This window comes from Pedobacter kyonggii, from assembly GCF_004310665.1.
Classification (GTDB): Bacteria; Bacteroidota; Bacteroidia; order Sphingobacteriales; family Sphingobacteriaceae; genus Pedobacter; species Pedobacter kyonggii.
In genome coordinates this window covers 206731-228675 of the sequence record NZ_SIXF01000004.1, presented here as the reverse complement: position 1 = coordinate 228675, position 21945 = coordinate 206731, and the positions used below count along the sequence as shown (strand labels likewise).

Below are 21945 nucleotides of genomic sequence, written 5' to 3'. Positions count from 1 at the left end.
GTGACAGCAAAAGGCAATTTATATTTATAATAAAAATTTAAACTGGCTCTAAAACATTTAAATCATAAACGCTGATGATGTAAATCATTCTTCCTTTCTAAATCTGTTTCGATATTGTCAACATGAAACAGATCAGCATTAAGCATATTTCTAATGTACACAGTGATGCACTACGGGCACTTGCATTATACAGTGAAGAACTAAATATTTTCCAGGAACGCCTTGAAGAAATCAGATCGGCAAATACAGGTTTAGAGGTCTCTATTCAGGTAGAGCACTTTCAAAACCTGATTATTATCCATAAGGAGCAAATCAGCGAGATCAGAAGTTTACTTAAGGATAACCTGCATGCCATTTCAGGTAAGGTCAGTGCAAATTCAGGTTTTTTAGATGATTCACTGATGTTGGAAAACTATCGTTTGAATGAACAGTTCCTGAATGAGGAAAGGCTGTTCAGGGAGATGAAGATTGAATTTTATCAGTTTGCAGCTAAATGGATGTAATGCACTTTAAACAGGCTGAACTCAAGAACATTTCAAAACTAAATGATAATGAAAACAGATACCGATGAAGATCAATTAAAACCTTGGGGGATAAAGCATGAGCGAAATACGCCGGGCAACAGCGGAAATAAAAGGATCGATTTTCAAAGGAAGGATACCCATCGGAAAAAAATCCAGGATAATGCTCAAATAAGAGCCTTGGTGGTGAAAGCGCTTGAGGAACGAATAATCCTGAATGGAAAAAAAGTCGTAGTGAAGGTTGACAATGATACGGTATACCTTTTAGGAGAGCTTGATAATATCCAGCAAAACCTGCAGATAAAAAGTGCTTTAGCCCTGCTGAAACTCAACAGGAGAATCAGTAATAAATTGACTATAAAACCTGCCGAAAGAACTTACCACTACCAGAAGAACCTTCTTTAATATATTTGCAAAATCCGGCATCAAGCGGCAAATTTAACTTGAATATCGCTATGCCGATCCGACCTTAAAAAACATTTGAAAAAATCTATATGCGCATTACAAAAACTATATTCTTGTCAAAATAAAGCTTATGATTGGTTTATAATATTGCAAAGAACAAGCATATTGTCTCCCTACCAAAGCAGAACGGCTATATCTTCCTGATCCTTCAGCGAAGCGGTCACGGCTCCTTAACGGTAGGCAGTAAAAAAATCACCACTTGGATTACCTGTGAAAATGAACTGGCCGGAGAGCAAGAAACTTATGGAAAGATAAGGCTTCGGAAGAATATATCGAACCGGTACTGGCCAGCACAATGCCCCATGAGATGCCAAAATTATTATACGCAGAGTTTAAGATCCTTGATTACATGGGCAGAAATTTTGGTGCGAGACATTAGTATAACTATATTTAAAATCCAAAATAGCAAAAATGAATCACGCGATAATATCTGAATATATCGAGCGACTCTTCCCTCAATTCGAGCCGGCACTTAAGCGCAAACTTATAGAAAGTGCTAAGCTAAGGGATTTCGAGGGAGGAGAAATGCTGATGCAGACCGGGCAGAATATGCGCTCGACGGTGCTTATCGTAGAGGGAATGGTAAAGCTGTACAGGGAGGGAGAAGACGGGCAGGAATTTTTCATGTACTATCTTCAACCTGGAAATGCATGCGCCCTTTCCATGATCTGTGCTACCAAACAGGAAACCAGTCAGGTAATGGCCAAAGCCATTGAACAAACCAAAGTATTAATGATTCCCATCTCACTGATGGATCAGCTGATGCGAGATTATAAAACCTGGTATTACTTCGTGATCGAAACCTACCGCATGCGCTTTGAAGAACTCCTTTTTGTAATCGACAACATTGCCTTTAAGGCAATGGATGAGCGGCTGGCTTTCTACCTAAAAAAACAAGCTACCGATTTAAATACGAAGGAACTGCAGCTTACCCATAGCGAGATTGCATCCGATTTGAATACCTCAAGAGAGGTAATCTCCAGGCTGCTCAAAAAAATGGAGCAGGCCGGGGCAATCAAAATGCACCGGAATTACATTGCATATCTATCTTAAAAAACCTTTATTTAATGTTCTACTAGGATACCTACAATCCACTTCATAATTTTTTAAAAAAACATGCAGTGTGACAAAAGTCACCGACATCAACGCATGAGAATCCGAATTTTGTTAAAAAAATAACAAAAAATGGAAATCATTGCCTATGTTGCCTCTGCCCTGATCGGCATCTCCCTTGGCCTGATCGGCGGTGGGGGATCTATATTAACGATGCCTGTATTGGTTTACCTTTTTGGTGTTAACCCCCTACTGGCAACCTCCTACTCATTGTTTATTGTCGGTTCTACCAGTTTGGCCGGTACAGTTGGAAATTTTAAACGGGGCCTTGTCAATATCAAAACAGCGTTATTGTTCGGCAGCGCATCAATCTCAACTGTCTTTTTAACCCGAAAGCTAATTATACCCCTCATCCCCAAGACTATCTTGAAGATCGGAAATTTTGAGCTTAGTGAGAACATGCTGATGATGGCGCTCTTTGCAGTCCTTATGGTGGCAGCAGCTATTGCAATGATCAGGGGCGCAAAGGATGAAACTTCTGCGGAAAGAGAAAGGCCAAAGCTTAAGCTCGCAAAACTATTGTTTTATGGTATTGCCATCGGCCTGGCAACTGGATTTTTAGGTGCTGGGGGTGGTTTTCTGCTCATTCCTACCTTGGTTATTCTAGTAGGCTTATCCATGAAGGAGGCCGTTGGAACATCACTTTTCATTATAGCCCTCAACTCACTTATTGGATTTACCGGCGATCTCGGACATTTCCCCATCGATTGGCTTTTTTTGGCCAAAATTACCACAGTAGCCATTGCCGGCATTATTTTGGGCGGCATGATCAGTAAAAAAATAGATGGAGGAAAGCTGAAGAAAGGCTTTGGATGGTTTGTACTCGTAATGGGTTGCTACATCATTCTCAAAGAGATTGTGCTGAAATAAAATCCAAAACAAAAAACTGAGCTGTGTGACAAAAGTCACCGATGACAATACCGTAAAGCGCTAATTTTGAAATATTAATTTGATCATCATGATTATAGAACAGATTTATACCGGATGTCTGGCACAGGGTGCCTATTACATCGAAAGTAATGGAGAGGCCGCTATAGTAGATCCACTCCGTGAGGTAAGACCATACCTTCAGCGTGCCGAAAAGAGCGGTGCAAAAATCAAATATGTACTCGAAACACATTTCCATGCAGACTTTGTATCCGGGCACCTGGATCTTGCCAAAGAAAGCGGTGCAAAAATTGTGTATGGGCCAGATGCAAAACCAGATTTCGAGTTTTATGCCGCAGAAGACGGAGAGATCCTACAGCTTGGTGGCGCAAAGATCAAAGTGCTGCACACACCAGGGCACACGATGGAGAGCACCTGTTTTTTGGTAAGCGACGAACAAGGCAAAGAAACTGCGCTTTTCTCTGGAGATACACTTTTTATAGGCGATGTCGGCAGGCCCGATCTGGCACAGAAACTTGTTAGCGAGCTAACAAGCGAAATGCTTGCAGGATATCTATTTGATTCTCTGCGCAATAAAATCATGCCTTTGAGCGATGACATTATCATTTATCCTGCTCATGGAGCAGGGAGTGCCTGCGGAAAGAACATGAGCAAAGAAACAACAGATCTTTTGGGAAATCAAAAAAAGAACAATTATGCTTTACGGGCAGATATGTCCAAAGATGAGTTTATCAAAGAGGTAACCGATGGTCTGCTCCCGCCTCCTGCTTATTTCCCCAAAAACGTGATGATGAACATTCATGGCTATGATAGTTTGGACAAGGTGATGGAAAGAGGCATGCATGCCCTGAATCCAGATGCTTTTGAGCACCTAGCAAATGAAACCGGAGCCGTCATTTTAGATACCAGAGATCCTCAGGTTTTTGTAAAAGGCTTTATCCCAAATTCGATCAATATCGGCATAGATGGAAACTTTGCGCCATGGGTAGGAACATTAATCCCTGATATCAACCAGCCTATTTTACTCGTAACTGATGAAGGCAGAAATGAGGAAGTGCTGACCAGGTTATCCAGAGTAGGATTTGATGGCGCAGTTGGTTATTTAGAAGGTGGCTTTACCGCTTGGAAAAACGCAGGTAAAGAAACCGACGAGATAAAATCCATTTCTGCAGAAAAAATGGCCGAAATGATGGAAACAGCACAGATAACCATCCTGGATGTTAGAAAAGCAAATGAGTTTTTGAGCGAACATGTAGAAGAAGCCATTAATCTTCCACTGGATTACATTAACGAGAATTTTAACCGCATTGATAAGAACAAAACCTACTTCGTTCACTGTGCCGGCGGTTATCGTTCTGTAATATTCAACTCCATTATGCGTTCTCGCGGATACAACAAACTGATAGATGTAGCTGGAGGTTTTAAGGCAATCAAAGAAAATGGAAATATTCCCATTACAGCATTTGTTTGTCCCAGTACCATAAAATAATACGGATATGACGAATGATAAAAAATTACACTGGGAAAAGGCACATTAGCCCAATGCAGCACACGCAGGATTTTCTGTTTTGCAGTTTAAAAAAATTAGGACCGATAAGATCCGAGAAAAAAATGGATAAAACAGTAAAGATGTTGGGCAGTTTTTTTTCAAAAAGTGAATATGACCTTGATGGTTATCACTTTAAAACGAATTTAAAAAAAACAGGGATAATATATTATTGGATGTAAGGACGACAGCAGAACATAATAGTGGCTCATTGGGGGCAGCTTTGCATGCTGATTTTTTAAGTCCTTCGTTTTTATCATCCGAAGGGAACCTTGAAAAAAAACAAAACCTATTGTATTTTGCAGAAGTGACCAAGAAAACACTTTTCTTTGAGCACACAGATATATTTTTTTATTAAAAACAAAAATAGCCATACTTACATTTCATTTAAAACACCATGATTGATTTCATCAAACAGCCCTGGCCCTGGTATTTTTCGGGTACAATGATCGCAATGATCATGCTTATCCTGCTTTTTTTTGGCAAGTCGTTTGGCTTTTCGTCTAACCTGCGCACCATGTGCAGCTTGGCGGGAGCAGGAAAAAGAGTAAAATTTTTCGATTTTAGGTGGAAAGATCAGATCTGGAACCTGATGTTCCTGCTAGGTTCAGTTTTGGGCGGGTTTATCGCTACCAATTTCCTGAACGAACCGGCCCCACTGCAACTTTCGGCAGCAACAATAGCGGACCTTAAACAACTAGGCGTCAAGTTTGACGGTGGCCTGAACCCATCTGATCTATTCTCGCTTGAGGCCATGAAAGATTTCAAGACTCTGGTTATCCTGCTTTTCGGAGGACTGCTTGTAGGCTTTGGCTCCCGCTATGCCGGTGGCTGTACCTCAGGCCACGCCATATCAGGGCTTTCAAATTTACAGATACCATCACTGATTGCCGTAATCGGTTTTTTTATAGGAGGCCTCATCATGACCTTCCTGCTTATGCCGTTCATCTTCTAAACAAAAAATATGAAATTCATCAAATATATAATAGCCGGGACATTTTTTGGGATCATTATGACTAAATCTGAAGCGGTTTCCTGGTACAGGATACAGGAAATGTTCCGTTTCCAGTCTTTCCACATGTACGGCATTATCGGTACTGCAGTCCTGCTTGGCGTTATCGCTGTATACTCAATTAAAAAATTCAAGATTAAGGATATTGCCGGAAACCCAATCGTGTTTCTCAATAAGGATAAGGCATATCGCAAATACCTGATCGGAGGCGCCATTTTCGGCCTGGGCTGGGCACTCACCGGCGCCTGTCCGGGGCCTATGTTTGTTAATCTGGGAAGCGGTTATGCCGGCATGGCGGTGGTCATCCTGGGCGCGCTTCTGGGAACGTATTTGTACGGAGTGGCGAAAAACAAGTTGCCTCATTAATATATTAACTAGCCTATGACAAAACTTACTACGGTAATGGATCACAAACGTCCAGAGAATTGCAAAGGGAATAATACAACATTTCCCTATAGTTCGTTAACTTATTGAATGGCAAAAGCAAACATAAAATCTTTTGAGCCAAAAAAATATTCTCCTTTGTCCAAGTTTCTTACAATGAGATAATAGTACCCATCTTTAATTTTTTTTACTTCATAAGTGATTTTTGCAAAGGAAGTTGAGTGCTGGTTGCTTTTGCTACGGTGGTAATTAAAAGTCGTTGATCTTTTCTCACTTCAAATTGAGCTAAATCAAAAATAGATGTTGGGTCTTCACCAGGGGTGATTTTTACTATAAATTTTAATTCATCCTGTTTAGGAAGTTTAACTGAAGAAGAAATTCCGTTTAATGAAAAACCACCCTCAGCCTTAAATATTCCTTTTGCCTTTGCCATGGTATTATCTTGTGATTTTTCCAACTCTATTAATTGCTTCGTTTTAGGATCTGAATAAGCAGGTTTGTTATTGAATTCTGGTAAGTTTTGCGCTTGTGCCGTTATAGAAATGCACGCGATAAATAATAAACTTAATAAATTTTTCATTTTAATTGGCTAATGTAAGTACTTGACAAAAATAGAAATGACAAGAAGCAAAATCAATTAACTTAAGTTAAGAAATGAGAATGTTAGGTAATTCTAAAGATGGCGGTTTCAGTTTTTTTGTATTAAATTTAGATAACGTTTCTCAGCAATAGATTTAGGTGATTCCTTTGTTCAATTTTCAGATTGGTTTTCTACCTTTTGACAATATACTACGAGTGAGATGACAATCAAATAAAGCATCAAAACAATAATTTATTAACTAAAGTTAACTTCTAAAGCAATCTATTCTGATAATTTTGATCATGTAATTATCCCCACTACAACAAAAGGAAATTTACAATTTCAACATTTCACATTCAAAAAATTAATTACCATAACGCTAAATTTTTATAAAATGATAAACAAAATGAAACTACCGATAGCACTTGTATTGCTTCTATCATCATCTTCCCTCTCTATGGCTAAAAGCAAAGCGGCTTTTAGCTCAGAAAAAATATTTAGTATAATTAGTATTAATGAGATTGAACAGACTGCAGTATTAGATTTGGCAGAAAAACCAAAATTTGTTTATGCCGAAATGTTGTACCAGGTTATTACTGGCAAAGCTACACTAAGCGTGAATGGGAAAACAGTATCAGATCTATTAAAAAAATCTGTTTCACAATCTAAATATAGAGATGAGGGATTGGAATTAATGGGCGAAGATGGTTGGGAACTCGCAGGTACATTGGCACGTGAAATTAATTACGGTTTTGAATTTTTTTACTATTTCAAAAAGCAGATTAATTAATACAATCACTTTAACAGCCTAAATAAAGATAGTACCTTTTCGCTTAAAAAATCTTAAGTCGCTATTAGTCCTAAGTCATTTTTATTAGTATTTTCCGCTATTTTCAACACTACATTCCCAAGTTTCTGCTTAGATTCTACATAAGTGTAAGCCTCTACTATTTGTGGCATTTTGTATACCCTATCTATCAGGGGAATAAACTTTCCGTGTTCAACCAGGTTACTTAAAAGTTGTATAATTTCTTTATTCATCACTGGTAATGGAAACAGTACTTTTTTTTTCTTAAAAATTGGCGTTATCAGTGCTAAAAAAATATTTGCAGAATACTTTCCCAATTCGGTTGAGATATAGACGCCTTTTTTGCAAAGCAATGGTTTGCATTTTTGAAATGAACTTTTTCCCACTGCATCAAAGATGAAATCGAACTTCTTATCAGTTTTCGTAAAATCTGAGGTTTCATAGCCTATTATAAAATCTGCACCTAAAGATTTTACCAATTCTTTGTTTTTTGAATTACAAACTGCAGTTACTGTTGCACCGTAATATTTTAATAACTGAACTGCCGCAGACCCTATGGCACCTGTTGCACCATTTACCAATACATTTTGTCCCTCTTTTACCGTTGCTGCCCTGATATTATTAAGTGCATAATGAGCTCCCTCGGTTATTGGTGCCCCCTCCAGGTAACTTAATTCCTTGGGGATTGTCCCAATGGCATCTGTTTCTTTAATGGTCAGAAATTCAGCATGACCGCCAGCGCCGTTATCCTTAAACCCGAAAACCCTATCTCCAATTTTGAACAAGGTGACCTTATCACCAATTTGTTCTATACAACCTGCAAACTCACATCCTAAAATCTGATTTTTTGGCCTCATCAATCCAGTAAAAAAACGTGAAATAAAATATTGAGCACTTCTAAGTCCGGCATCTGTCCGGTTTACTGTTGAGGCATAGACTCTGACCAACACTTCGTTTTCTTTAGGTATAGGTTTTACTACATCTGTTAGTTCTGCAACATTTGGTGGACCATATTTTTTGTAAACTATTGCTTTCATTCTTATGTGTCTTTAATCTGGAGATCCAATTTTGTTTAGACAAAAATAAGGTTGTTGAAATTATTAGTTTGTTCACTTAAGTTAATAAATGAATTTTTAAAATTGATGTCATTGCTTTTATGATACTTTTTTTACCAACCTATTTCGCATTCTGCTTAATGATTGTGGCGTAATCCCTAAATAACTTGCCAAATAATATTGAGGTATTCTCTGAACCAAATCTGGCCTTGTTTCCAATAGATGTGAGTAGCGTTGCTCCGGGCTGGATATCTTGAAATTGTCAAAAGCAATTTGACTTTTTGAATGAAGGTCTTCTGATAAAATGCGGCAAAGTTTTTCCAATTTCGGAAATTTCTTGAAAAGTTCTTCATCTGGCTCAGCATCACCTGTTGAAAGTACAGAATCTTCTAAACAAGAAATATAATATTCAGAAGGTTTGTTGGTTAGGGCGCATGGAGGGGTAAGGGATTCGGCCTCGCTGTAAAAGGCAGTAGTTTTTTCTTCCCCATCAACTATGTAATAACATCTAATACATCCTTTAACTACGAAATAACTGTCTTTTGATAGCTGGCCCTCTTTTAATAAAATTGTTCCTTTTTTAAAACTTGTAAAAAAAGCCAAATCAATTATGATATTTTTTTCCTCTTCAGAAAGTAGTATGTACTTTGCTAAAAAATTGAGGAGAATTTGGTCCATATCTCTATTTTTAAATTTCATGCTTTTATTATTAAAATTAGTTCAAGATGAAAATTTAATACGCTCTGATTGCTGATGATATATTACTAAAGATTAATATTATAAACAAATTGTAAATAATGTAGAAGAAGGACTGGCGGAAATTGCAGGCATTTCTAAAATAAGTTGATATTGACAAAGGTTGTTTAGTTATTAAATTGTAATAATATTAAATTCTTACAATTTAGACACTATAAATTCTAAAAGGTTACATAGGATATAGGCATTTTGTTCCCTCAAATCGGCATCCATTTGTGCTTTTGAAAGATCTAAAAATCTTCTAAAAAAGTCCTTTAACACATCATAAAGGGCAAAGGTGCCGTTGCAGTGCGTAATTCAAACTATCTTGTGGAAAAATTAATTGAAATAGGCGGATTTTCTAAAATTTCCGAAGAGTAATTGCCCTAAAGGTTTTATTTTCTGTCATTTTGGTAACTTGATCGAGTTTTTACTTAGACCTCGCTCTTATTCTCGTTTCCTGAATATATCACCCCCCAAGAATAGCAACAAAAAGTTATGGCATTATGAAAATAAACGTTTTATAGCAGAGCTCAGAAATTGGAAATTTACTAAATATGAAGCAATTCAATTTTGCTATAGGAATTTCGTATTCACTTATCTATGAGTTTGTCGAACGAGCAATTTATCGACCTCAGTTTTTGGAAATCTTTATAACCTTATTCGCAACCTCAAGCAGATAGCTTTTAAAATCATCTGAAACAGATGCGGGTTTAAATCCTATTTTTTTCGGGGAATCTTTAAAAAGTATCCCGTACCAAATCAAACCGCCTAAATATTTACCCGCATCATTCGCATGGTTTGGATCAAAGGCTAATTCTTGTTTGTTCCAAAAATAGCCCACATTGATAGAATGAGTTTGATCAGGCAAATTGGATGCAACAGGATGTTCAAAATCGAAAGCTGTATCCTTTTTATAGCCATATTTTTTATTGGTCGCCACTTCTTCAAACGCATCGCCAACAGGTAAAAGCCTGGCATTAAACTGTTTTGCCAGTTTGCGGTATGCTTCACAAGATTTTTGCCACATTTCCAACTGGTTTTTAGCCAATTGCCCTGGCCCAACCTTCCCAAATTTCTTTGCATCAGCACGGTAAGCCCAAGTTTGGTGAATCACGATTTCTGCATTTGGTTGAAGCTTTTTAATATAATCTACAAGTTTTTTCGCGTATGGATTGTAGCTTGATGAATCGCCGGAAAGGTATGAATATTGCTGAATGGTTACTACATCCCAGGTACCTTGCGACAATAACATTTTCAACGATTTGCCTCCGTATGGCTTTCCTTTAACATCGGTTGAATCCTTTTCAAATTTTTCTACATAACCCCAATGTTGCTCCAAAGAATGACCACCAAGTTCTGCCCTACCAATAATTAAATTTTTACCCGTTTCTTTGGCCATTTGAGGCAGAAAAGTGGTCGCATTTTGCGAAAAACTATTTCCAATTACAAATAAGTGTAATGTATTGTTATTGCTTTGACTGAAAGCATTAAGACTAAAAACAAGCAAAAAAATGAATAATCTACTGCCTTTGTACTTTAAAAAGAATTGTATCATCGTAATATGTTTTTGTTTTTACCTCGCCTTTGGATGGGCTTTCATGTATTTATAGGGTTTTACTCTTGATCGTAAAAAAGCACCCACTCCATAAATTTCTGTACTGTTTGCATTAAACAACCAACTTTTTACTGGCTACCCGCCATATTAACCCTGCCGATATGAGGATTAGGCCGCCAACAGCCATAACGGTGATTGAAAAATCCTTTGCGATATATCCAAGTATTCCGATGCCTATCCCCACAATACCCATTGAAAGTGCAATAACACCTATCCCGAATTTATTTTGTTTTGCAGCCTCAATATGAAGGGCGGGATCCACAACCCGCTCCGCGCTAAGCTCTTTTTCCTGCTCCATTTCTTCTACCTTAATGGAAATATGCCCCTTGACAGTATAATATATTTCAAAAAACAAAAGAACCGCTATTGGAATGCCCATCCCCATGCAGGTTTCCATGGTACGGTCGAGCTTTAAGCCCCAGACACTCGGCATAATCACCTTAAAGAACAGGTTGATCAGCAATGATGCTACGGTAGCGGTAACGACTGAAAATCCGGTTTGACGTTTAGAAAAAAGCGTCCAGATGATCGGCGCAAACAATGCTCCCCCTGCAATAGAGGCTGTACTTAAAACCACTTCAACAATTCCCCCGGCACTTGGTATCCAAATGGCAACAACGATTGTTAGTACGCCAAAAACCAAGGTAAAGAACCGGGCCATCCAGATCACTTCTTTTTCTGAAGCTTTCGGCCTGAGCAGGTTTTTATAAATATCCTGCGCAAAAACGGTCGAGGCCATATTAATCGTTGTATTGGCCTTACTTGATGTAGCAGAAACCATTCCGGCCAGCACAAGCCCTATCAAACCTGCCGGCATTACTTTTTGGATCAACATCATGTATGCATCCTCACTTTCCAGTCCCTGGAGATTTGGATTGATCACCCGGTAAATCATCGGTGGGATCATCCAGATAAAAGGGCTTACAAAATACAGTATCGTAAATATGCCTGCTACCTTTTTTGAGTTTTTTTGGTTAGACACACTGGTATAACGTTGCACGTATGACCAGTTACCGCCGATATAAAACGTCTGATATACAATAAAAGCCAGCATAAACCCAAAGGTATAGTCCTGGTTAAAAGGCTCAAAAAAATGCGGCGGCGCTTTTGCCACAAGGTTTGCCGGTCCGCCGATCTGGGAAAAGGCAATAGGGATTACAATCAGTACCGCGGCTGTAAGTATTACAAACTGAACTACGTCAGTCACTAAAACCGCCCATAATCCGCCAGCAGCGGTATATACCACAATGATCAACCCGATCACAATAATGCAGGTTTCCAGTGAGTATGGGGTAGTTACATGCACCATTTTACCAACCGGATACAGTACAGCTGCAGTGGTAAAAAGGCTCAGCAGCAAGGTCATATAGGTATAAAACTGTTTTTCGGCCGCGCCAAACCGTTTGCCAATGTATTCAGCCGCAGTTGCAACACCTGTTTTTTTCCATCTTCCGGCAATAAAAAGGGTAACAATTAAGCCACTGATGGCCATTGTTAACTGTATTGCATTGGCAACCAGCCCGTGTTTATAAGCGATAGATCCCCAAACCACAAAGGTTCCGGCCGAAAAATAGCTGATAAACAAGGATAAGCCATTGATCCACCAGGGTGTTTCTCCTCCGGCTTCGAAGAAGGCCTGTCCGCTTTTACTTCCCACGCGGGTAAATGTAAGTCCGATACCGAATATAAGTAAGGCAAAAACAGCCATTACCACAAAATCTAATTTTCCCATTTAATTTATCTGCTATTTAATATTATTGATAACAACGCACGGAGAACAAAGCCGCAGGCACCTCGTCTGAAGGATGTTCCAAATATATTGTTAGGCTCCTGGTATTTAAAGGCTCAGTTAGCTCAATGATGTTCCTGCTTTGATAATTACCCGTTTTAGTAAAAACAATAGCACCTTTATCGTCTTTGATTACATAATTCCCAACGCAAAACGGCATCACATTTTCAGGATGGCCCATCAGGACAGATTCCATCGGATGATCAAAATCAGTATCAAATAACAACTCGATCCGTTTAACAGTCTTGATTTCTTTCCAGCTGATGGTTAATGCCGGATTCTTATCTTTCCAGTCGGCCACCCAAGCATTTGGCGCAGAAACTGGTCTATCTATACCATTGTTAACATTTGCAGCACCAAAAGCATTGATACCCGATTCGTAGTTAAATGCAATATTTTGCCCTTCAGGCCTGCGCTTAGGGCACCAGAATTCAAACTCATCTACTCCTATATCCGCTGGCGGACTTTGTTTTCCATAATTGGATACATCTTTATTAATGGCGTTGAACACGGATAATAGTCCCGTAACTCGCTTCGCTGAGAACTGCAGTTTAACATCAGGATTTTTCATAAAAGTAAGAAATGCATAACTTTCTTCGGGCATTTCCGCATCAAAGCTGATCTGCAGGCAATTGCGCCCGACATTTATTGGCAGTGAAACTTTATCTATGGTCAAATCTGGCGTATGGTTGCTCTTTTTACTGCTGATCCTAAGCTCTACTTCCAACTTCGTTGCCGCATCCCCTTCTGCATGTACAACAAAAGCCCCGATTGCACCTGCTTTTAAGGGGATCATCTGTGCAACAGAAAACTCGAGTGGTTTAAACAGTTCACTTTCGGGAAGACCTGTCAGCAACAGTTCGGAGGATGCAGTAACCTGCGCACTGCGCACAAGGTCGAGCGCATCATGGAGTACAAGATCTGGAATGTGATGCCCACTCCGTAGCAGCTCAGTCTGCAGTTCGGGTATAAATCCTTTATGATAGATGTCAGCTGGCAGCAGATTTTTGTCTTTACAGATCTTCGCTGCCATGGCAACTGCCTGTGCCGCATGGGCAGCAGTAGCCATAACCCTGGTAGAGCCAAAGGCAACATGTGTTGCACTGATAATCCTACCAGCCAGAAAAAGATTCCGGATGTTGCGGCTGTACAAAGCGCGGTAGGGAATCTGATAAATGCCCTTGCTATGCCATTGATTGCAACCAGGTTTCTCGCTGAACACCCCATCTGCAGGGTGCAGATCTATGCTCCAGCCACCGAATGCAACAGCGTCATTATGCAGTTGCTGATTAACGATATCCTGTTGTTTGATGATGTATTCGCCTTCGAAACGGCGGCTCTCTCTTTTACCCGGTATGGTACCTACCCATTCTAATGCAAGGTTTTCGGCCTCGGGAAAATTGCCTGAGTTTTTTACATAGTTCCATGCGCCGTAGGCTACTTTCCAGAGCTCCCACTTTATTTTTTCGGTATCATGTACCGTATCCAATCTTCCTCCATACTCCAGCCACCAAAGTTTACATCCGTACTCCCTGGCATTAAAATTCTTAAACCTGGGGATTTTTGTAATATCATCCAGTGCATAGGAAGGGGCCACAAATTTTACGGATTTGCCGGTATCCTTACTGTAAAAGTACAGGCTATGGCCAAGCAGTTCGCCATATTCTTTTGTAGGCGCAAACTGTTCTCCAAATTCTTCTTTGGCCTCTGCTCCCATCCTAAAGGCCGCACCTGCCAGGAAGGCCACAATGCCATCTCCTGATGCATCGCAAAAAAGTGGTGCGTGTATGATATATTCGGTAGAATTCTGACTGCAAAAGGCTTTTACGGCGCTCAGTTGATCTGCGGCTGATTTCTCTACATCATATACCCCGGTATTGAGCAATAAGGTAATATTTGGCTCTATAACAACTTTATCAAGCAAAACAGTATCAAAAATCAACGGATTTCCTTCGGGGTTCCTGTACATATTTTCAACCATCAGCTCATCCACAACACCACCTTCCCTGGCCCAGCGGTTATTATTTCCCATATGTGATGTAGCGCCCAGCATCCATAACCTTACCTCACTGCTCGCATTTCCGCCAAGCACGGGCCTATCCTGCACCAGTACAACTTTTAATCCTTGCCTTGCAGCGGTAATTGCAGCACAGGTTCCTGATACCCCGCCGCCTATAATGGCAAGATCTGCCGCGAGTTCGTTAGATCGCAGCTGCCTCTTTTCGCCTCCTTGATTTGTGATCATAAAAATATTCTGTATTATTTCTTTCCTTCTGTTATACTTTTCCAATTGTCTGTTCTGAATGGCGACAAGGGATATCCCTCTGCATTAAAAACATTGGCGCCATTACTTTCTACCGGACTGCCGGTCCAGGCATACCTTACAGCAACCGGTTTTACTTTCCAGCGCCATACCACGATCTCATCGCCATCAATTTTTGCATTTGCCCATACAAATTTTTTATCTGCGCCTGCGATGGCAAAACCTTTGGGCATGCCGCCCTTACTGATCAGATTTTTACCTGTATGGCTAAATTTGAGCCGGATGCTATCACCGCTCAGCCGCATAGATTCGTAAAGTGGGGATATTGCCTGATTCTTATCGCCATAAACCGTGCGCATGGCCTGCGCGGCCAAACGTTTGCCAACTACCTGTTTGTTGAGGGGATGGATATCATATGGGTCACCCACATCAATGGTTACTGCCATACCTGTATTTGGCACCGAAAGCGTTTGCAATTGCGCTTCTCTTAACTCAGCCCAAAAATGATCAACAGGCTCACTGGTAATCGGTCCGTAACCCGAGAGCTGCGTAAAAATAAAAGGGAGATCGCCCTGGTTAAACTGTTTTCTCCAGTCGCTGATCAAAAGCGGGAATAAAGTTCTGTACTGAAAAGCTCTTCCGGCATTATTTTCACCCTGATACCATAAAAAACCCTTCACGGCCAGTTTTTTAAGCGGCGCAATCATGCCATTGTACAAAACCGAAGGCAGTGCCGATACATTCACGCCAGCTTTGGGCTGTTCCGGATATGCTGCAGCCGCAAGTCCCTGGGCATATTTCCATTCTCCTGCAAGTGGTATGGTAGTAGGATCGTTTGTTTCTACCATCTGCTCAAGCCTGATGATTGAAGCATCTTTTGCTTCAAAACCTGCCGGGCGATCAAATGCTTCCAACCTGATGCTAATGATATTTTCTCCTTTGTTGATGATTTCCTTTGGGATGCGGTATACCCTTTTCCCACCGAAACCAGAAACCCTGCCTACTTCTGTACTATTAAAATAGGTAATGTCGCGTTCATTGAGTTTTTCCATTACCAGGGTCAAATCCTGACCAGCCATAGCTGTAGGAATAATAACATGTTTACGCAGCCATATGCTGCCTTTATAATCTCCAAGTCCCTGCTGTTCCAAAGTTCCTGGAACAACAAGCGTTTTCCATTCGGTATCATTGTATTGGGTTTTGCTCCAGCCTTCGATATAACCCTTGTCTTTTTCCTGTAGCTTTTTCAGGTATGGAAAACTGCGCTCCATGTATACCTGTTTTTGCAGTGCTTCTATTGTAGATCCGTTTTTAAATGCCTGCAAAAGACTATCAGCTTTTAGCTTAAAATCAGGATGGGTTGAAATGGCCTCATTACTGATCCAAGATTCGGCCGGTGTACCTCCCCATGAAGTATGTATGATACCGATGGGTACTTTATAACGTTCGTTAAGCGTTTTTGCGAAGAAATAGGCCACAGCAGAAAATTCCCAGGCGTTAGCCGTAGTGCAGGTTTTCCATGAAGCATTTTTTATCTCTTCTGCTGCAAAGGAGGCTGCATTTTTGGGAACAGTAAGAAAACGTATGTCATTATAGTTCGCTTTTTTTAATTCATAAGGCCCATTAAAGGCCCGTCTCAATACCCATTCCATATTGGATTGTCCGGAACATACCCATACATCGCCAATCAGGATATTTTTTAGGGTGAAGGAGCTGTCGGATGTTACACTTAGTTTATATGGTCCCCCAGCCTCCATAGCCGGAAAATTAATCTCCCATTTGCCATTTTCAGTAGCCTTTACTTTTTGTTTTTTTCCTGCAAATTCAATATCGAATACTGCTTTAGCCGCCGCTGTTCCATAAAATTGGATTGCTTTCTGTCGCTGCAATACCATATCATCGCCAAACAGCCCAGATAAACGCACAATGTTACTCGCTTTTGAGCACGTAGCTACAAAGCTTAAAGTAAACAACAACGCAAGAGCTCTGGTATAATAAAAAGACTTCATTCTTATCTGTTATTAATATCTGTTTTCATGATGATAAAGCCGCCCGGTTTGATCAGTTCTATGTACGTTGGCTTTTCGCCCGGGACGATATCGATACTGATCTGCTGCGAGGCTCCGGGCGGCAATGTTTTAACCTGAACAGTTTTGCTCCCCGCTTTTAGCTGATACCCCTGCAGGCTGTAAGAAGGAAAATCGCTTCTTGATTTTATATTCAGGATTAACCTGTTATCCTTAAAACTGATAACAGAGATCAATGCAGGAGCAAATTCCGCTTGCAAAAGGCTGTATGTGCCTCTTGGTTCACGCTTTGCATCAACCACTCCCCAAGACCGGTATCCATCTGCATTGGACAAAGGAAAACGGCTCAGATAATCGTTAAACGACCAGATGGAAGCACCGATCACATAATCCGTTTTTCTAAAAGCCTCAATCGCATCTTTAAGATAAACCGCTCTGTCTTTCTCTGTCTTATTGGGGGTGAGCATCATACCAAATTCACTTATATAGATGGGTTTTGAAGGGTACAACTCATGGATATGGGCTACCCATTTGGCATGGTTTGCATATACGTTGGCACTGATAAAATCAACATACTGCGAGGCTTCATCAGTTGGCTTTTTGATATAATCCCTAAAAACAATATTGCTGGAAAAGGTGATTAGCCTGGTATTGTCGATATTTTTTACAAATGCACTCATATCCCTTACCCAGGCCTGCCCTTCGGGTTTGTGGGAATAAAACTCATTGCCCAATGAATAGGCAAATACCGAGGGGTGGTTCCAGTCTCTTTCGAGCATTTCACGCATCTGCGACTGAAATTTGCCCCGCATTAAAGGATCTGCCATTTGTGAGGAAGCCAATTGCCAGTTGCCCGCTTCGGTGATAATGAGCATGCCATGTTTATCAGCCCAATCCAGCAAATCGTTAGAAACTGCATGGTGTGCAATTCTGGATAGTTCCATTCCTGCAGACTTCATCAGGATGAGGTCTTTCTTTAACACACTATCCGGATCAATGGAACCAAAATCCGGATGGTCAGCTGGGCGGTTACCACCGCCCATTCTTATAGGCTGTCCGTTAAGCAGTAACTGTACCCCTCTAACTTCGATCTTCCTGATGCCGAAATTACTTTTCAATGTATCGTTGCCTGCGCTTAACGCTAAAGCATATAAAGAAGGGCTATCTTGGCTCCATAGTTTTACATGCTTTGCAGGTAGATAGGCCTGCAGGTTCAGCTCCCTGGATGAGTTGCCTGCGATATTTATTTTTACCGGTTTAAACAGGCCTGCAAACTTTTCTTTATTGGCAGAAACATCAGTATTTAGTATAACCGTAGTATCAGCAGCAGATGTATTCTTAATAAATGCTTTGACCTGGATTACAGCACTGCCTTTTTTCAGGTCAGGGTCGGCCTGGATCTTGATATTGCTGATGTACACGGCCGGTCTTATCTTTAGCTCAACAGGTTTGGTAATGCCTCCATAATTTATCCAGGGATATACCTGCGCAGCGGCAGCATTGTAATTGGAATCAATAGCTCTTGCACCGGGAATGGTCGTTTTGTCCCACGAATTATCTACCATAACCGACAATACATTTTTTTCTTTCAGCGCAGCGGTTACATCGAGTTCAAAGGGAGTATATCCTCCTTCGTGCGCACCAACAACCTTACCGTTCAGCCATACTTTACACTTATAAAAGACGGCATCAAATTTTATAAATGCCCTAAAACCACTACCAATGGGCCTGGCATCGAATTTTTTAAAATACCAGGCCGTTCCGGTATAAAAGAAATATCGTTTGTCGACAGAAAAAGAATGTGGTACGGTAACCTTATCCAGTTTATTATCGGGGAAAGCCGGAGCTGCCCAGCCTTCATCTGCCCCTATCTTTAAAGGATCAAGGGCAAAAGACCAGGCACCGGAGAGCGACTGTATATTCGACTGGCCAAATGCAGCCAGTGAAAATACAATCAATATTATGGAGAGGATATGTTTTTTCATAATCAGAATTAATTACCTGAGGGACTGATTTCCATCACCAGTCCGGCATTGGGGCCAATTACAGTTTTTTTGACACTGGTTGCCTCAATTGTTGATGTTGTTCTCAAAAACCCGCCATCGGGCGCATCGTTTATCGCGATAACCTTATATTTTTTCTTCTTCTCTAAAAAATCTGCAGTAAAAGAGATTTCTTTATTTTTTGCTGAACCGTTAATTGCAGCGATATACCATGTATCTCCTTTCCTTCTTGCAAAGGCCGCAATTTCGCCGATAGCACTGCATTTAAGTACAAGTGTCTCATCCCAGGTAACAGGCAGTTTCTTCAGCAAGGGAATAACAGGTTTAAACCGGCTATCTGCCAATAATTTTACAGGATTCTCGGCCATACACTGGAAGGGAGAATTAAACAGAAAGAACAATGCCAGCTGATGTGTATTGGTGGTATTGGCCTTATTGGAGAACAATCCGGGGGTATAATCACCGTGGCCGAGCACCAGCCTGGTGAAGGGCAGTGCAGCATTGTGCCAAGCTGGTATGGGTTCTTTCATGATATTCAGTTCCATCCCACGGATCCCCTCCCTGGTCATTTCATTTGGATAGGTTTTACTTTCTCCGGTGGGCGCATGGCAGCCATGGAAGTTGACCATCAGTTTTCTTTTTGCACAGGCTTCTAAAAATCCGATTTCAAAATCGATCAGTTCTTTTGCCTCACTGTCCATAAAGTCTGTTTTTATACCAACAGCACCTGCATTGCGCACACTATCCAGAAAACTGTCTCTTTTTGAGGGGTCTCTAAGTGCTTTTGAGTTCTTCCATACCCATACCCCCACCTTTTTACCAGCAGCGAAACTGCATATTTCAGTTAACTGCTTCCATTTGTCGGGCCATACCGTTTCCCATCCCTCATCCAACAAAGTATATTCAAAATTCAGTTCGCTGGCGGCTGTTATGAATTTCATTTCTTCCTCAGGCTGCATATAGTTTTTATCCCTAGTGATCCAGCTCCAGACCGACCTTCCGGGTTTTATATAGCTTTGGTCAGCGTACAATTGCTTATCTGGTTCAGGGTTCAGGTCATTGATCATCAAGCTATTCACCAGTCTATTCAGGTCCGTGGCGTACAATAAAACCCTCCACGGTGTAATTAGGTCACCTGCAACTTTGAACCCGTTTTTTTCCGTAAAATCTACCTGTAATACCCTATTGTTTAAAGCTTTGAAACGCATTCCACTATAATTATACAGGGCTGCTTCGGTAAGCATTGCATATTTTTTGCCCGGAAGTTCGAATAATAAGGGTTTTCCCTGTACCGGTCCCTGGCTTGATATTGTATTTAAGCTATCTGCCGTGGTATTTTGCCATAAACCTGCGTAACTTTTCAGCTTCCAATCGCTGTTCCGCTCAAAAAACCATACCCTCGATTTTGGAAGCACAAAGGCCGTAAGCTCTTTGCCTACATATTGTGCTGTTTTACTATCAAAAATATACCGAAAAGCAGTCCCCTCATTGGAAAGCCGAAATTCGATGTTATATTTCCTTCCTGCTTCTTCTAACAAGAATGTGTATATATGATACACTTTATTTCCCGTACGGGCTGTACGCTTGGCTAAAGTGGAAAGACTGTTAACACAGCTCCCGTATGCAGTGCCGTCAATCACCAGCCCCATTGTGCCATTATTGATCAATAACTGCTGACCGGCCTTTATGGTAAAAAATAAATGTCCATTCCTTTGAGATATTCCGGCTGAAATATGACCAGCGGGACTGGTCATTTTAATTTCAGTATTCAAAACCGCCCCCTTCGCTGCAGACACAAGAAGAAGGAGATTGATAAATAATATCGCTTTTTTCAAGTTTGATGTTTTTGGCCCTTTTACAGGTGAGATTTATAAATGGTTAACTCAAATATAAGGTACAGTGAAAGAACCTCCCAGCTTTCAAAAAAGTTATTATTTTGGGAACGGTCCCAATATTTGGGAACATTCCCAAAATCCTTTCCCCAATCAATTAATATGTTGTATATTGGAAATAATCAATTTTGTAATTGCATCATACCAGATATTTTAACGATGAAAAAGCATCAGGTTACCATTATAGATATTGCCAGGGCACTTAACCTGTCGAAATCGACTGTATCAAGGGTTTTAACAGGCCATGCCAATGTAAGCCTAAAAACCAGGGAAGCCGTATTGGAACTGGCAAAAAAGCTAGATTATCAGAAAAACATGCTTGCCATAAGCCTGATCAGTAAAAAAACAAATACCATAGGCATCATCGTTCCCGAGTTTTCGAGTTCGTATTTTCCACAGGTAATCATAGCCGCACAGGAAGTAGCCACCCAGGCTGGCTACAATACCGTTGTCAGCCAATCAAACGAAACCTACGAAACTGAAGTAGCCAACACCAAAGTGATGCTGGCCAATCAGGTAGATGGCATAATTGTATCTATTACCCGCGAAACCAAGAACTACGACCACTTAAAGATCTTTGAAAGAAAGGGGATTCCCATCGTATTCTTCAACCGTGTATGCGATGAAATGAAAGTTCCGAAAGTAATTGTGGATGATTTTGAGGGTGCTTACAATGCCGTTGATTATTTAATAAAAAATGGCAGAAAAAGAATTGCCCATCTAGCGGGGCCGGTTTCATTGAGAATAAGTGAGCGCAGGCTCGATGGCTATAAATCTGCACTTAAGAAAAACAACATAGAAATAGATGAGGAACTCATCATTTCTTACGACCTGGGCCTTTCTAAAGTTAAGATTTATGTAAACCACCTGTTAAATCTGGAAAACCCGCCCGATGCGATCTTTGCTGTGAATGATCCAACGGCAATAGAGGCCATTCAGGTCATCAAAAAAAGAGGTTTAAAAATTCCTGAAGATATTGCCATTATCGGCTTTAGCAACGATTATGCTTCGGCACTGATGGCCCCCTCCTTAACAACTGTTGCTCAACCGATAGCAGAGATCGGGATGACTGCAGCCCAGTTGTTGATAGACCAGATTAATAGGGATGTGAGCGACTGGAAGGCCGTGACAAAAGTATTGAAAACAGAACTGATCATTAGGGAGTCAACCTGAAAACCTGTTGAGAAAGACCTAAACCCTCAGCAGTTTCGACGTTTGGCATCATCAAGCTGTCCGCCTCCATCTA

18 protein-coding genes are annotated in these 21945 nt (G+C 40.7%); 9 read left to right on the top strand and 9 right to left on the bottom strand.

What is annotated here, in order from left to right; all coding sequences use genetic code 11:
- Positions 1–122: 122 nt before the first annotated feature.
- The 7 genes from EYS08_RS06670 to EYS08_RS06640 all read left to right on the top strand — a co-directional run bounded on the left by EYS08_RS06670 (position 123) and on the right by EYS08_RS06640 (position 5911).
- Complete coding sequence (locus EYS08_RS06670; protein ID WP_131029275.1) at positions 123–503, top strand: hypothetical protein; 381 nt, start codon at positions 123–125, stop codon at positions 501–503.
- Positions 504–551: 48 nt separating this feature from the next.
- Complete coding sequence (locus EYS08_RS06665; RefSeq protein ID WP_131029274.1) at positions 552–926, top strand: hypothetical protein; 375 nt, start codon at positions 552–554, stop codon at positions 924–926.
- Positions 927–1397: 471 nt separating this feature from the next.
- The gene (locus EYS08_RS06660) at positions 1398–2039 is read left to right on the top strand and encodes a Crp/Fnr family transcriptional regulator (RefSeq protein ID WP_131029273.1); all 642 of its coding nucleotides are present in this window, start codon (positions 1398–1400) and stop codon (positions 2037–2039) included.
- Between the two features lie 132 nt (positions 2040–2171).
- Positions 2172–2969, top strand: a complete 798-nt coding sequence (locus EYS08_RS06655; protein ID WP_131029272.1) for a sulfite exporter TauE/SafE family protein — start codon at positions 2172–2174, stop codon at positions 2967–2969.
- A gap of 88 nt (positions 2970–3057) precedes the next feature.
- Positions 3058–4476 carry an MBL fold metallo-hydrolase gene (locus EYS08_RS06650; protein WP_131029271.1) on the top strand — a complete coding sequence of 473 codons (1419 nt, stop codon included), beginning with the start codon at positions 3058–3060 and terminating at the stop codon, positions 4474–4476.
- A 454-nt stretch (positions 4477–4930) separates the two neighbouring features.
- The gene (locus tag EYS08_RS06645; RefSeq protein ID WP_131029270.1) at positions 4931–5488 is read left to right on the top strand and encodes a YeeE/YedE family protein; all 558 of its coding nucleotides are present in this window, start codon (positions 4931–4933) and stop codon (positions 5486–5488) included.
- 9 nt (positions 5489–5497) lie between these two features.
- A complete protein-coding gene (locus EYS08_RS06640) occupies positions 5498–5911 on the top strand; it encodes a DUF6691 family protein (RefSeq protein WP_131029269.1) in 414 nt (137 codons plus the stop codon).
- Positions 5912–6116: 205 nt separating this feature from the next.
- Here the strand turns inward: EYS08_RS06640 and EYS08_RS06635 are convergent, their stop codons facing one another.
- The gene (locus EYS08_RS06635) at positions 6117–6509 is read right to left on the bottom strand and encodes a hypothetical protein (RefSeq protein ID WP_131029268.1); all 393 of its coding nucleotides are present in this window, start codon (positions 6507–6509) and stop codon (positions 6117–6119) included.
- 406 nt (positions 6510–6915) lie between these two features.
- Between EYS08_RS06635 and EYS08_RS06630 the strand changes: the two genes are divergently transcribed.
- Positions 6916–7299, top strand: a complete 384-nt coding sequence (locus tag EYS08_RS06630; protein WP_131029267.1) for a hypothetical protein — start codon at positions 6916–6918, stop codon at positions 7297–7299.
- Between the two features lie 53 nt (positions 7300–7352).
- Here EYS08_RS06630 and EYS08_RS06625 read toward each other — a convergent pair whose 3' ends face one another.
- From EYS08_RS06625 to EYS08_RS06590, 8 genes are all read right to left on the bottom strand, one after another.
- A complete protein-coding gene (locus EYS08_RS06625; RefSeq protein WP_131029266.1) occupies positions 7353–8354 on the bottom strand; it encodes an NAD(P)-dependent alcohol dehydrogenase in 1002 nt (333 codons plus the stop codon).
- A gap of 117 nt (positions 8355–8471) precedes the next feature.
- On the bottom strand, positions 8472–9071 hold the full coding sequence (locus EYS08_RS06620; RefSeq protein WP_208745800.1) for a Crp/Fnr family transcriptional regulator: 600 nt from the start codon (positions 9069–9071) through the stop codon (positions 8472–8474).
- A gap of 670 nt (positions 9072–9741) precedes the next feature.
- Positions 9742–10665: a DUF4886 domain-containing protein gene (locus tag EYS08_RS06615; RefSeq protein WP_131029265.1), complete on the bottom strand. Its 924-nt coding sequence runs from the start codon at positions 10663–10665 to the stop codon at positions 9742–9744.
- A 112-nt stretch (positions 10666–10777) separates the two neighbouring features.
- Positions 10778–12457, bottom strand: coding sequence for a sodium:solute symporter family protein (locus EYS08_RS06610; protein ID WP_244215873.1), 1680 nt, complete (start codon positions 12455–12457; stop codon positions 10778–10780).
- A 22-nt stretch (positions 12458–12479) separates the two neighbouring features.
- On the bottom strand, positions 12480–14759 hold the full coding sequence (locus tag EYS08_RS06605; RefSeq protein ID WP_131029264.1) for an FAD-dependent oxidoreductase: 2280 nt from the start codon (positions 14757–14759) through the stop codon (positions 12480–12482).
- A gap of 14 nt (positions 14760–14773) precedes the next feature.
- Positions 14774–16786 carry a sialate O-acetylesterase gene (locus EYS08_RS06600; RefSeq protein WP_131029263.1) on the bottom strand — a complete coding sequence of 671 codons (2013 nt, stop codon included), beginning with the start codon at positions 16784–16786 and terminating at the stop codon, positions 14774–14776.
- A gap of 2 nt (positions 16787–16788) precedes the next feature.
- Complete coding sequence (locus tag EYS08_RS06595) at positions 16789–18789, bottom strand: glycoside hydrolase family 2 protein (RefSeq protein WP_131029262.1); 2001 nt, start codon at positions 18787–18789, stop codon at positions 16789–16791.
- Positions 18790–18797: 8 nt separating this feature from the next.
- Positions 18798–20642 (bottom strand): glycoside hydrolase family 97 protein, encoded by a 1845-nt coding sequence (locus EYS08_RS06590; protein ID WP_131029261.1) that lies wholly within the window; start codon positions 20640–20642, stop codon positions 18798–18800.
- Positions 20643–20858: 216 nt separating this feature from the next.
- Here EYS08_RS06590 and EYS08_RS06585 point away from each other — a divergent pair, with 216 nt between their 5' ends.
- Positions 20859–21872, top strand: coding sequence for a LacI family DNA-binding transcriptional regulator (locus EYS08_RS06585; RefSeq protein ID WP_131029260.1), 1014 nt, complete (start codon positions 20859–20861; stop codon positions 21870–21872).
- Positions 21873–21945: the final 73 nt, after the last annotated feature.

What these genes read in the sequence shown, in the direction of transcription:
- EYS08_RS06585 (WP_131029260.1), top strand. Translation starts at nt 20,859, where the DNA reads ATGAAAAAGCATCAGGTTACCATTATAGATATTGCCAGGGCACTTAAC.
- EYS08_RS06640 (WP_131029269.1), top strand. Translation starts at nt 5,498, where the DNA reads ATGAAATTCATCAAATATATAATAGCCGGGACATTTTTTGGGATCATT.
- EYS08_RS06670 (WP_131029275.1), top strand. Translation starts at nt 123, where the DNA reads ATGAAACAGATCAGCATTAAGCATATTTCTAATGTACACAGTGATGCA.
- EYS08_RS06635 (WP_131029268.1), bottom strand. Translation starts at nt 6,509, where the DNA reads ATGAAAAATTTATTAAGTTTATTATTTATCGCGTGCATTTCTATAACG.
- EYS08_RS06620 (WP_208745800.1), bottom strand. Translation starts at nt 9,071, where the DNA reads ATGAAATTTAAAAATAGAGATATGGACCAAATTCTCCTCAATTTTTTA.
- EYS08_RS06655 (WP_131029272.1), top strand. Translation starts at nt 2,172, where the DNA reads ATGGAAATCATTGCCTATGTTGCCTCTGCCCTGATCGGCATCTCCCTT.
- EYS08_RS06600 (WP_131029263.1), bottom strand. Translation starts at nt 16,786, where the DNA reads ATGAAGTCTTTTTATTATACCAGAGCTCTTGCGTTGTTGTTTACTTTA.
- EYS08_RS06610 (WP_244215873.1), bottom strand. Translation starts at nt 12,457, where the DNA reads ATGGGAAAATTAGATTTTGTGGTAATGGCTGTTTTTGCCTTACTTATA.
- EYS08_RS06595 (WP_131029262.1), bottom strand. Translation starts at nt 18,789, where the DNA reads ATGAAAAAACATATCCTCTCCATAATATTGATTGTATTTTCACTGGCT.
- EYS08_RS06630 (WP_131029267.1), top strand. Translation starts at nt 6,916, where the DNA reads ATGAAACTACCGATAGCACTTGTATTGCTTCTATCATCATCTTCCCTC.
- EYS08_RS06625 (WP_131029266.1), bottom strand. Translation starts at nt 8,354, where the DNA reads ATGAAAGCAATAGTTTACAAAAAATATGGTCCACCAAATGTTGCAGAA.
- EYS08_RS06665 (WP_131029274.1), top strand. Translation starts at nt 552, where the DNA reads ATGAAAACAGATACCGATGAAGATCAATTAAAACCTTGGGGGATAAAG.
- EYS08_RS06645 (WP_131029270.1), top strand. Translation starts at nt 4,931, where the DNA reads ATGATTGATTTCATCAAACAGCCCTGGCCCTGGTATTTTTCGGGTACA.
- EYS08_RS06650 (WP_131029271.1), top strand. Translation starts at nt 3,058, where the DNA reads ATGATTATAGAACAGATTTATACCGGATGTCTGGCACAGGGTGCCTAT.
- EYS08_RS06660 (WP_131029273.1), top strand. Translation starts at nt 1,398, where the DNA reads ATGAATCACGCGATAATATCTGAATATATCGAGCGACTCTTCCCTCAA.
- EYS08_RS06605 (WP_131029264.1), bottom strand. Translation starts at nt 14,759, where the DNA reads ATGATCACAAATCAAGGAGGCGAAAAGAGGCAGCTGCGATCTAACGAA.
- EYS08_RS06615 (WP_131029265.1), bottom strand. Translation starts at nt 10,665, where the DNA reads ATGATACAATTCTTTTTAAAGTACAAAGGCAGTAGATTATTCATTTTT.